Below are 11,751 nucleotides of genomic sequence, written 5' to 3'. Positions count from 1 at the left end.
CTGATTGTCAGTTATTGACTGTTTTCCCTTCGCTCAACCGGAGAACCTTCTCGTGCTCTCCGACAATCCATACAATATCCCCTTCCTGGAAAACGGTTGATGGAGCCGGGTTTTTAATGGAAGTTTCACCTCGTTCGATACCGATGACCAGGCAGGCCGACTTGTCCCGTATGCCGGATTCCAGGATTGTACGCCCGATCAGGTGCGAGCCTTCGGCAATGGTAAATTGTTCCATATTGACTTCATGAGTCGTCTGTTCCTTCTTGCTCTGGGCTTTTTTATACCGTTCTACCAGATATTGGCGGAAATGTTCGAGATCGTCATCTGCACCGACCACTACCAATTTGTCAAATGGATAGAGGCGTTCTTCTCCTCCCGGTATATTAATCCGCTGTTCTCCCCGGATAATTGTCACGATGTTGACATTGCACTTCTGGCGGAAGTTGAGTTCTTTCAAGGTTTTCCCCATGCTGGGAGAGTTCTGCTTCACTTCGAAGTCTGCCAAGTGAAGATCGCGTTCCAACAGGTGATTGGCAAACCGTTGCTTGATCGGGGCTTTCCGTTCGTTTTCCAGTTCGCGGGCGGACAGGTTGCTGAAGAAATGCCGTTCCATCAGGATCGATTGCCTTTTCAGGCGTTTAGATAAAATGACAATAACTATGACGGTCGCAGCGATTGCCAGCACGATGCCGACTGCGGCATTCAGCAAACGGGCGACGGGCAACATGACCAGCCCTATACATAATATAATACGTAAAATAATCAATGAAACCAACGGTCCCCGGTTGTATTTGCTATCCAGCCATAATTGCTGGAATTCTGCCGAATGATTCTTCTTCATCATGATCGCGCGCAACATCGGAGCGATCAATAGCAGGATCAGGAAGAGGGAGATAATCGCTCCCCGTATGCCGGTGATCTCTTTCATGATGAAAGGAGCGACAAACTGAAGCCAGATGAAAATCAGGACCAGCGTGACGGCTGTGTAAGTGCCGACAATGCGGGTCAATGCCTTCAGCAGTTTGTTCCAGGCGCTTTTCTGATGAATCGTATTTGAACCCGAAGAATATCGCTCCAGAAACTTCATCCATGATTTCGGTATGAGCTTGTCTATTACCCGGTAAGCCGGTTCTGCGACGCGGATCATGTAAGGCGTGAAGAAAGTCGTAATTACTGAGACCGCCACAACAATCGGATAGAGGAAATTATCGGTTACGCCTAAAGACAGCCCTAAGGCGGCGATGATAAAAGCGAATTCACCGATCTGCGCAAGTGAGAAACCCGATTGTATCGCTATTTTAAGCGGCTGGCCGGATAGAAGCACTCCGAAACCGGCAAAAAGTATTTGCCCGATCATAACGACTAATGTCAGGATCAGGATCGGAGTTTTGTATTGCCACAGCAAGGCCGGATCGATCAGCATTCCGACAGAAACAAAGAAGATCGCTCCGAAAAGGTCTTTTACCGGCTTTATGAGGTGCTCGATATGTTCTGCGTCGATGGTTTCGGCGAGGATTGAACCCATGACGAAGGCTCCCAGTGCAGAAGAAAATCCGGCTTTCGTCGCAATCATAACCATTCCCAAGCATAGTCCCAGGCTGACGATCAGCAAGGTCTCGTCGTTGAGGAAGGTCTTCGCTTTCTTCAGGAAAGACGGAATCAGGTAGATGCCGATAACGAAACAAAATAGCAGGAATACGCCTAACTTGACCACGCTGTTGAGCAGTTCCATCCCTTCCACATGCTTGCTGACAGCCAGCGTGGAAAGCAAAACCATCAGTAAAACGGCAAACAGGTCTTCGACAACAAGGATTCCGAAAACCACTCCCGCAAACCGCTGGTTGCGCAGTCCCATATCGTCGAACGCTTTGAAAATAATGGTTGTAGACGACATGGAAAGCATTCCTCCGAGGAAAAGGCTGTTCATATGTCCCCAGCCTAAAGACAATCCGGTGGTATAGCCGAGCGTCATCATGCCTATCACGATGGTGATAGCTCCGATCACAGCAGTTCCGCCGACTTTCATCAGCTTTTTGAAACTAAAGTCGAGCCCTAAAGCGAACAGGAGGAAGATCACGCCTATATCCGCCCAGATACGGATGCTTTCTATGTCCGTGACTGTCGGTATTTGCGTGATGGACGGACCGGCAAGAATTCCGGCTACGATATATCCGAGTACGACCGGTTGCTTTAACCTTTTGAAAAGCAAGGTAACCAATCCCGCTGAAATCAGTATGACAGCAAGATCCGATATAAGAGATGGTATTTGAGACATGCTTTCGTTGTTTTTCCGTTGGCAAAGTTATGTATTTATTTTAATTTTGTCCGTCTAAAAAATTGCCAAAATGAAGAAGATACATCCGATAGAAGCGTTGATAGAGCAAGGGGAACACCAACAACTCGATTTTAAGTTCGAAGTGAGCGACAGCAAGAAGATTGCGCGTACGCTGAGTGCTTTTGCCAATACTGACGGCGGACGCCTCTTGATCGGTGTGAAAGATAACGGGAATATCTCCGGTGTCCGTAGCGAAGAAGAATATTATATGATTGAAGCAGCCTCCATGATGTACACCCGCCCCGAAGTCCCCTTTGAGGCGACGCGTTGGGAGGTGAACGGCAAGACGGTTCTCGAGGTGTATATCGCTCCCAGCCCGGATAAACCGCATACCGCTCCCGATAAGGATGATAAGTTTAAAGCCTATATAAGGGTCGCCGATGAAAATATATTGGCAAATGAAGTGCTGGTGCTTGCCTGGCAGAAAAAACATAAACCGGACGGGACTTTATTGAAGATAAGCAAACCCGTAGAACGTTTGTTTGCTTATCTGGATGATCATCCTTATATCAATATCAGTCAGTTTTGCCGGATCGGGCGGATCAATTATTATACCGCGAAGAACATCCTAAGTGACCTCCTGGCCATGAACGCCCTGCAATATATCGTAATCGACAAGCACATCTTATATCAACGCGTCCCTGCGTAGCGGTGTGTCAAAGGTTTTCTACATACACTTGTGCATTCTCGAAGCGGACCACCTTGACCCTGCCCCCCTTCTCTATAAAGCCCGATTCGGAAACCCCGTCATAATATTCTCCGTCGACCGATACTTTACCGGAAGGACGCAATACGGTGGCGGCTACTCCCTCTTTCCCGATCAGCGAAGATAAGTCAGGGGATGATATCGCGTCTTTCAAATCCGTATTCAGCGCGACTTTCCGGAACATTCCCCGGTGTCCGATCTTATTGGACAGCCAGATCATCAAGCCGAAGCCGGCCACTAATCCGATCAGGACCGTCAATGTCGCTTCCCCGATCTCTTTTCCGCTGACTCCTTCGAAATCGAAATTATCATTATTCAGCAAGCCCATGACCAGGCCGCCGATAACCAATACGATGCCGCTTATTCCGGCAACCCCGAATCCCGGAATGATAAAGATTTCCACCGCGAGCAAAAGAATGCCGATGATGAAGATCAGGATTTCCCAGTTTGCCGCCAGCCCGTCTATATAGAGCGGCGCAAAGTAGAGGATTGCCGCCAATAGTGCGGCCGCAGAAGGAAAGCCCAATCCTGGCGTTTGCATTTCAAAGTAAATGCCGCCGATGATAATAATGATCAGGATAGACTGAAAAATAGGGTTCATCAAAAATCCTTTTAAATCATCCTGCCAACTGGGTGTATAACTTTTCATTTCGTAATCTTTATATCCCAAATATTGTGTGATTACTTCATCCGGATTTTCCGCTATACCGTCGCAATACCCCCACTTTTGCGCCTCCTGTGCTGTGAAGGTAAGGACTTTTCCGGTATCTGTCAGGTTCGGAATGACAACCCGCTCGTCTACCATCGCTTCGGCAATCAACGGATCTCGTTTCCATTTGTACAAGGTGTCGTTTTTTTGTACGATTGTGTCCTGCCCGTGTGCCTCGGCTGTCGAACGCATCATGGAGCGCATATAAGACTGGTATTTGTCCGGCATTGACGCCCCTGTTTGGTTCACGACGGTGGCAGCCCCTATGTTAGCGCCTTTCCGCATATAAATTTTCTTGCATGCGATGGAAATGAGTGCACCGGCAGAAGCAGCATTGTTGTCGATAAAGACATAGACGGGGATGGGGCTGTACAAGATAGCCGTACGCATCGAGTCAGCCGCATCCACCTGGCCGCCGTATGTGTTCATGTGGATCAGGACGGCATCTGCGCCCAAAGCGTTGGCTTCCGCCAAACCGTTGCTAAGATACAGGCGTGTGGTGTTGCTGATCTCTTTTTTTATGTCGATTTTATATACTAACGGGTGCGAGGCATCTGCCGCCGATATAAATGGGGCTATCTGGACCAATATGACAGCTAAAAAAAGTCCTAATTTTTTCTTCATTTTATATTATTCTCCATCTCTTTTGCATGTTGTACGAATTTGTAACATACATGTTGTAAATTTTGCATTTTAGTTGCTCGAAAACTTGTAAATACTGCTCATTTTCAATGCGGTTTGTTATAAATGTATTAAGTTACGATTTTTAATATTAATAATCATCAAACCGTATTGTAATTAAAATATTATTCCTACATTTGTAATGTCCTTCAATGCTGAAGGATAATACTAAACCGGTATTAAACCTTATAAAAAAGTTAGTAATATGAATGCGTTGCAATTTCAAAAAAAATTATTGAGTATGCAAGAAAACATGATGAATTTTGCATTAATGCTCACTGCCAATCGTGATGACGCCCAGGATTTGATGCAGGACACAACGCTGAAGGTTTTAGACAATCAGGAAAAGTTTGTAGATAATATCAATTTCAAAGGATGGGTCTTGACCGTGATGCGTAATATCTTCATAAATAATTACCATAAAATTGTTCGTACCCAGACCGTCGTTGATCAGGGTGTCGACTTATATAATTTAGATGTTGTGAATGACTCAGGTTTTGATTCTCCGGATGGCGCTTTTCAAATCAAAGAAATTACGAAAGCGATAAACGGCCTGAATGATGAGCTGAAAGTTCCGTTCTCCATGTTTTTGAGTGGTTACAAGTACAATGAGATTGCTGAAAAGCTTTGTGTCCCTTTGGGGACGGTTAAGAGTCGTATCTTCTTCGCTCGTCAGGAATTGCAGAAGGTCTTGAAAGATTTTCATCGGAGTTGAGGTGAAGTTTAAAATAAATATGTAAAAAAATAAACGGGGGCATCCAAGAGGTGCTCCCGTTTATTTTTATTACTTTTGGCGCAAAATTTTAAACGGAAATGAGAAGTTTTGCAAGTGATAACAATTCGGGTGTTCATCCTTTGGTGATGGATGCCGTGCTAAAGGCGAACGATAATCATGCAGTAGGATATGGCGACGATCCCTGGACAGCGGCAGCTACTGCGAAAATAAAAGAAGTGTTTGGCGAAATGGCATCGCCTTTTTTTGTTTTTAACGGAACGGGTGCGAACTCTGTGGCTTTGCAGGCTGTGACACGTCCGTTCAATAGTATTTTATGTGCTGAAACGGCTCATATCAATGTGGACGAATGTGGTGCTCCTGCCCGTATGACCGGCTGCGCTGTCGTGACGATCCCGACTCCGGACGGGAAACTGACGCCGGAATTGATCAAACCTCGTCTGCATAATTTCGGTGTCTGCCATCATTCGCAACCGAAAGCTGTTTATATTTCACAAGTTTCCGAGTTGGGGACGATTTATACGATCGAAGAGGTCAAGGCGATTGCCGATCTGTTGCATTCCTATAATATGTATTTGCATATGGACGGGGCGCGCCTGGCGAATGCCTGTGCTTACCTGAATTGTTCGATGCGGGAGGTAACTGTCGACGCCGGGGTGGATATCCTCAGTTTCGGGGGAACCAAGAATGGGATGATGATGGGGGAAGCTGTCGTCTCTTTCCGTCCGGAGGTAACAGAAAATTTGCAGTATTTCAGAAAGCAGTCCGCCCAACTGGCCTCCAAGCTCCGCTATCTTTCCTGCCAGTTCATCCCTTATCTGGAAAACAACCTTTGGCTGGAAAATGCCCGGAAAGCAAACAATAGCGCGTACCGCCTGGCTGAAGCCTTGAAAAAATATCCGCAGATACGCTTCACCCAGAAAATAGAATCCAACCAGCTCTTCTTTACCATTCCCACGGAACCGCTAAAGAAGTTGCAAGAAAAATACTTCTTCTATATGTGGAATGAAGAGGCCAACGAAGCTCGCCTGGTCACCTCCTGGGACACGACGGATGCGGATATCGATGATATGATACAGACGTTGGATGTTGTATTTGCATAAGGTTTCGTGTTTTATCCGTTACTTTTGGATCAAGCCAAAAGTAATAGATTATTGATTGCGAAAACAACTGTCATACCATCATGAATACAATAGCTTTTTTACACGCAACATATAGCTTATTTTCAGCAATATAGTTACCATTCCGTTTTTAACACTTTCGGAGTACGTCTATTTCGGGTAAAACGGCTAAAATGATGGTTAAATAGCTGATTTATGATAGTTGCATGATGGTTAAAAAGGAAACTATCATGCCTGTATATTATGATATTCAAACTGCAGATAGAAAACATGATAGTATGATAGTTGTTTTTCAATCTGTCATAGAGTTCCAGCCGTCTTTGCAGGTAATATTTTAACAAACATGTTTTTGGGAACTGATATCTTTTGGCTTTCTCCTCGGAAATATTAATTTTGTGTTTAATCATTTAGAATAATACTGATATGAGCTACCACGAATTCATATTGGCCATCAATTTCTCCTGCATCATCATTTTGTTGTTGCTGGCAGCGTTGTTGTTAGCCGCTACACGGTTTCGCGGAGAAAACGGATATGCGGCGGCAATTATAGTATTGCCGAACGTTTCGGTATATATTTATACGATGAGCCGAATGTTGGGCTGGTATGAGACCTCTCTTTTCTTTTTCCCGATAGCCTATTCGGTCAATACGATGCTGATGCCCTTGTTGTGGCTTTTTACCAAACGGAACTTTGACCCGGCTTTTCGTTTTAAGCCGGCCCAATTGTTGCATTTCATGCCTGCCGTTTTACTGGCGATCATCGCTTTGGCCATTCCTGCATCGGAGCGTATGGATAACATATTGTACGAAACGACCGGGGCTGATGACTGGATCGGAGACTTTAATACGGTTATTATTTTAATCCAGATGATTGCCTACTTTATTGCTATTTTTATCTATATCGATAGAAAGAAACGATACATAAAGGAGAACTCTTCGGACGCCGAGTACCTGCAAAAGGAGTGGATTCCGACGCTGATGGCGCTGTTTGCCGTTTTATTTGCGATTGTCATGATTTGTTATGTCCTTTGGCCCCGTACGGATGCCTGGCTGATACAAATACTGAATGTGGTAGCGATGGCTTATCTGGTCTATAATTCGATTGCCCATCCTGCCGTACCTTATATACAAGGAATATCCGAAATCCCGGATAAAGAGAATGCTGCGTCCGTGCCAGATGACACACAGATGAAAGAGATAAGTTTGAGGGTGAAAGACTATCTGGAAACGACCGGAGCATTCCTGCGCACAGACCTGTCTTTAGCTTTGCTTTCGAAAGAAACAGGAATCCCGCAGAAACAGCTTTCCCGTTCGATCAACGGATACCTGAAACGCAATTTCTTCGAACTGGTGAACGAAATGCGGGTGGAAGAGGTTAAACGCCGCCTGCTCTTGCCTGAGAATGCGGGTTATACGGTGGATAGCGTGTATGAAGATTGCGGGTTCCGTTCCCGTTCGACCTTCTTTCTGGCGTTTAAAAAAGTTACCGGACAGTCTCCTGCTCAATGGCTCGATGCCAAAAAAAGAGAACCGGAGACTTTGTAAATATGAATTAATGCTTACATTTGTATTGTCTCCTGAAGGGAGACGGACATATTAGTTTTACACATGAAAGTGTTTAGCTTCGTTCTCAGAGATAAAATCTGGTAAATTTTTCACGGGAGAATAAGCTTGACGTTTCACGTCGTTGTTATATACATTTCTCAGTATATCGACAAAGGGCGTGGACTGTTGCTTATTTTACCGTACGGGTTTACCAGAGCCCTTCTCTTAAGATAAGCTAATGGTTCCACGCTTTCTTTTGATCATCGGCCGGCCTTTGGAACCAAGCGGTGGCAAGTCTATAATATCTATGAAAACACACATATTTACTCGTCCAATAAGTCCGAATGCACGGTTTTCGGATGTTCGTACCCTTTTATATTTAGGTCGTTTCGCGGTTTTGTAGTCTCTTTGGACCATGAAATACGGAGCGTGGCTTCGTTGCCTTTTTGGGAGAACGATATACCGGAGTATAATATATATATAATGTATAATGATTGACTTTACCGAATATAAAGGAAGACGTTTCTGTTCATTCTTTTGCCTGATCGCCGTATTGCTGATATCATCTTGCAGTAAGGTCGTCGAAAAAGGATATACGGAAGAGGAGCGGGCTGCCGTGGACAGCCTTATTAATACGAATCCGGCGACAGATTCATTGACTGTATGGCTGGACCGATATATGGCTGCGAACAATACGTCCGGCGTGATACTTGTCTGCAGGGAATTGGGAGTACGCTACCGTGAAATGGCGCGTTTCACCGAAGCCATCGAATATCATCGTAGGGGATTGGAACTGGCTGTGCAGATAAGAGATACGCCCGAAGTCGTGCAAGCAATGAATAATATAGGGACGAATTATCGCAGAATCGGTATTTTGGACGAGGCTTCCGTTTCTCATTACGGAGCGTTGCTGTTGTGCGAGCAATACAGTGACAAGAGTAGCCATGCTGCCCGGAAAAACAGGGTTATCTCTCTGAGCGGAATCGGGAATGTGTATCTGATGCTGGACAATTTCGAGATAGCCGACAGCATCTTCAAAGTGGCATTGGAGGAAGAACGGGCTTTGGGAAGTGACGTGGGGCAGGCTATGAATTATTCCAACCGGGGAGCCGTGTTTGAAGCGCACGGTATGATCGACTCGGCGCTTGTCTGCTACCGCATGTCGATGAAGCATAACAGCGCAGCCGGATCTGTAGTCGGCGTTTCGCTCAGCCATAATAACATCGGACGTTTGTATGAGAAAAGGGGACAGTGGGAAGACGCTCTGCGCGAATACCATAGCGCCTATAACCTGATGGTGGAGAATAGCGACCTGTACCATTGGTTAGAGGCATGCATTGCATTGGCACGAGTCAATTTGTCGCAGGGAGACATTGTTTCGGCAAGACGTTATCTGAAACATGCCGAAGAGACTGCCCGGAAAACTCGTTCGCGGGAACATTTGGCCGAAATATGCCATCTGAATTACCTCTATTATGAAAAATTGGGCGATTGCCGCCTGGCACTCGATAATTATATCCTGAGCTGTGCTTATTCAGACAGCGTGAAGAATGCCGATAATCAGAATTATATACAGAATCAGCGGGTCAATTACGAACGGACAAGAAGCGAGCGGGAGTTGAAATCGGTACAGAAGAACTATGAAACGGAACAGCGCACGAAGAATATTTTCCTGGTCGCCTGCTTTTGCGTTCTTCTGCTTGCTATGATCGCGATGGGCTTTTTATGGTATGCCCTGCGGATGAAGTTGCACAACCAGCGGGTGATGAAGCGTATGGAAATCATACGGGGAAACTTTTTTACGAATGTCACCCATGAATTTCGTACCCCGTTGACCTTGATATTGGGCCTGTCGGAACAAATGCAAAAGGAAAAGTGGATTGAAGATGAATTCAGGACTAAATTAGCCACGATCTACCGGCAGGGAAAGAACCTGCTCGGATTGGTCAACCAACTGTTGGAAGTTTCGAAAGTGAAATCAGGTATCGGCGATCCGGGATGGCGTACCGGCGATTTGGTCGCTTGCTTGCGCATGATCGTAGAGAGTAACCAGCCATACACGCGTGCCAAACAGATCAGCCTGCGTTTTATCTCGTCGGAAACCGAGGTGATAATGGATTTTGTGCCTGAGTATCTTCATAAGATTATAGGCAATTTGCTGTCGAATGCGATAAAGTTCACGCCAAAAGAGGGGCAGGTTGTGGTCCGGATGGTGCGTAACGGCAATTCGGTCATGATCCGGGTAGCAGACACGGGATGCGGCATTGCCGATTCCGATTTGCCTGATATCTTCAATGCCTTTTACCAGGGGGAGAACGGAGTAAAGGAAGCCGGAACTGGGATCGGCCTTTCCATGGTTCGGGAGATGGTAGAATGTATGGACGGACGTATTCGTGTGAAAAGCCAGGTCGGGATTGGATCGGAGTTTATCATCACCTTGCCCCTGAAACACGGCAATGCGAGTTGGCAACAGTGGATTGCCGGAGAAGAGACGGATTGGGAATTGCCGGTTCCGGAGGAAGAGGAGGAAGAAAAAAGCTTGGCGTTACCGTCCGACGGATCGGAAGACAGGATGTCGGCCTCTATCTTGATTGTGGAGGATAATGCAGACGTGTCGTATTATATCGGCGGATTATTGAAGGACACATATCGTATTTTGTATGCCCGCAACGGTGCGGAAGGACTGGAGATAGCAAAGGAACACATGCCGGAACTGATCATTACGGATTTGATGATGCCTGAAATGGATGGTTACGAGCTGTGTCGAAGGGTTAGAAGTTCGGATATCCTGAACCATATTCCGATTATTGTTGTCACGGCGAAATGCGGGGACGCAGAGCGTGTATCCGGCTTGAATGCCGGAGCCGACGCCTACCTGGAAAAACCTTTCAGCACGGACGAACTGCATATCCGTATCTCGAAATTGCTCGAACAACGCCGTCTGCTGCGAGAGAAATATTCGAAAGCTTTGGGCGATGGAACAACGCAAACCGTGAAGTTAAGTTCTCCGGATCAGGAATTCCTGAACCGGCTGAACGACCTGATCTATTCTTTGATGTCCAATCATGGCCTGAATTCGGATATGATTGCCGATAAGATGTGCATGAGCAAATCCCAATTGAACCGCAAGGTGCGTACGATTACGGGCTATAATACATCCGCCTATATCCTGCAAATGAGGTTAGAGAGAAGCAAACGTCTTCTCATATCCACCGAAGATTTGATCGGCGATATCGCTTTCAGGTGTGGTTTTGAGGATGCCAACTATTTTGCCCGCCTTTTCAAACAGCTCTTCAACGTGACTCCCTCCCAATACCGTAAAAGCCTGAACGGCCAAAAATAGAAAGTCATTTTATTCTATGATCCACTCTCCCAAGTTACGTTCTGCTGCATCAAACGAGAGATTAGTTTGAACACGAGATAGAATACAACCCGGTAATGCCGTTCGGTCTTTACGCTCAGTTCGTATGGGAAACCGGTTAGCATTTTTTATCATCTGGATATTAGCTCCTTATCTCTTGTTTGCGCGTCGATTTTCTTGTTTGGAGTTTGAAGAATGCGTTGTCTCTCTTGTAAGATTGCGCCGTTTCTCCTCACGGCTGATGCTTCTTGCGCCTATTTTTGCTGATAAAGAAATCGGACGTTTCACCAAATCAATTTCGAGTATGGAAGAAGAAAAAAACACGAAGCCGTTGCTTTCCTATGAAGAGGTGATCGAAGTTATCGAGAAGCGCATTTCACGCGACGAGCCTGCTACTTGCGACGAGCGTATCGTTCGTGTCGAAAAAGTGGCAGAACAAATGGAAGAGGACCGTAAGAAAGGGATCTCTTGGCGGAAGAAGGTTTCCCGCTTTTTCCGGAGATCCTGGACTAATCTGGACCGACGTATCAGAAGATGCTTTGGTAAATAATAATACGGAA

8 protein-coding genes are annotated in these 11,751 nt (G+C 45.9%); 6 read left to right on the top strand and 2 right to left on the bottom strand.

The genetic code is table 11. From position 1 onward, the window contains the following. Positions 1-7 precede the first annotated feature (7 nt). Entirely contained in the window at positions 8-2,275 is a 2,268-nt protein-coding gene (locus tag H8S65_RS00995) for a monovalent cation:proton antiporter family protein (RefSeq protein ID WP_186928091.1), read from the bottom strand. 70 nt (positions 2,276-2,345) lie between these two features. On the opposite strand from H8S65_RS00995, the gene H8S65_RS00990 reads away from it, so the two are divergent. Then, positions 2,346-2,984, top strand: a complete 639-nt coding sequence (locus H8S65_RS00990) for an AlbA family DNA-binding domain-containing protein (RefSeq protein ID WP_186928090.1) — start codon at positions 2,346-2,348, stop codon at positions 2,982-2,984. Positions 2,985-2,991: 7 nt separating this feature from the next. On the opposite strand, the gene H8S65_RS00985 is transcribed toward H8S65_RS00990, so the two are convergent. After that, the gene (locus H8S65_RS00985; RefSeq protein WP_186928089.1) at positions 2,992-4,374 is read right to left on the bottom strand and encodes an NfeD family protein; all 1,383 of its coding nucleotides are present in this window, start codon (positions 4,372-4,374) and stop codon (positions 2,992-2,994) included. Positions 4,375-4,636: 262 nt separating this feature from the next. Between H8S65_RS00985 and H8S65_RS00980 the strand changes: the two genes are divergently transcribed. The 5 genes from H8S65_RS00980 (at position 4,637) to H8S65_RS00960 (ending at position 11,741) form a co-directional block, all read left to right on the top strand. After that, positions 4,637-5,146, top strand: a complete 510-nt coding sequence (locus H8S65_RS00980; protein WP_186928088.1) for an RNA polymerase sigma factor — start codon at positions 4,637-4,639, stop codon at positions 5,144-5,146. Between the two features lie 98 nt (positions 5,147-5,244). Continuing rightward, a complete protein-coding gene (locus H8S65_RS00975; protein ID WP_186928087.1) occupies positions 5,245-6,267 on the top strand; it encodes a threonine aldolase family protein in 1,023 nt (340 codons plus the stop codon). Between the two features lie 441 nt (positions 6,268-6,708). Further along, complete coding sequence (locus H8S65_RS00970) at positions 6,709-7,830, top strand: AraC family transcriptional regulator (protein WP_186928086.1); 1,122 nt, start codon at positions 6,709-6,711, stop codon at positions 7,828-7,830. A 490-nt stretch (positions 7,831-8,320) separates the two neighbouring features. Next, positions 8,321-11,173: a hybrid sensor histidine kinase/response regulator transcription factor gene (locus H8S65_RS00965; protein WP_186928085.1), complete on the top strand. Its 2,853-nt coding sequence runs from the start codon at positions 8,321-8,323 to the stop codon at positions 11,171-11,173. 322 nt (positions 11,174-11,495) lie between these two features. Beyond that, positions 11,496-11,741 carry a hypothetical protein gene (locus tag H8S65_RS00960; protein ID WP_255488999.1) on the top strand — a complete coding sequence of 82 codons (246 nt, stop codon included), beginning with the start codon at positions 11,496-11,498 and terminating at the stop codon, positions 11,739-11,741. Positions 11,742-11,751 lie beyond the last annotated feature (10 nt).

The organism is Parabacteroides hominis, assembly GCF_014287585.1.
Taxonomy (GTDB): domain Bacteria; phylum Bacteroidota; class Bacteroidia; order Bacteroidales; family Tannerellaceae; genus Parabacteroides; species Parabacteroides hominis.
The sequence above is the reverse complement of the archived record's forward strand: the minus strand, read 5'-3'. Positions and strand labels throughout refer to the sequence as shown.

What these genes read in the sequence shown, in the direction of transcription:
- H8S65_RS00985 (WP_186928089.1), bottom strand. Translation starts at nt 4,374, where the DNA reads ATGAAGAAAAAATTAGGACTTTTTTTAGCTGTCATATTGGTCCAGATA.
- H8S65_RS00965 (WP_186928085.1), top strand. Translation starts at nt 8,321, where the DNA reads ATGATTGACTTTACCGAATATAAAGGAAGACGTTTCTGTTCATTCTTT.
- H8S65_RS00960 (WP_255488999.1), top strand. Translation starts at nt 11,496, where the DNA reads ATGGAAGAAGAAAAAAACACGAAGCCGTTGCTTTCCTATGAAGAGGTG.
- H8S65_RS00975 (WP_186928087.1), top strand. Translation starts at nt 5,245, where the DNA reads ATGAGAAGTTTTGCAAGTGATAACAATTCGGGTGTTCATCCTTTGGTG.
- H8S65_RS00990 (WP_186928090.1), top strand. Translation starts at nt 2,346, where the DNA reads ATGAAGAAGATACATCCGATAGAAGCGTTGATAGAGCAAGGGGAACAC.
- H8S65_RS00980 (WP_186928088.1), top strand. Translation starts at nt 4,637, where the DNA reads ATGAATGCGTTGCAATTTCAAAAAAAATTATTGAGTATGCAAGAAAAC.
- H8S65_RS00970 (WP_186928086.1), top strand. Translation starts at nt 6,709, where the DNA reads ATGAGCTACCACGAATTCATATTGGCCATCAATTTCTCCTGCATCATC.
- H8S65_RS00995 (WP_186928091.1), bottom strand. Translation starts at nt 2,275, where the DNA reads ATGTCTCAAATACCATCTCTTATATCGGATCTTGCTGTCATACTGATT.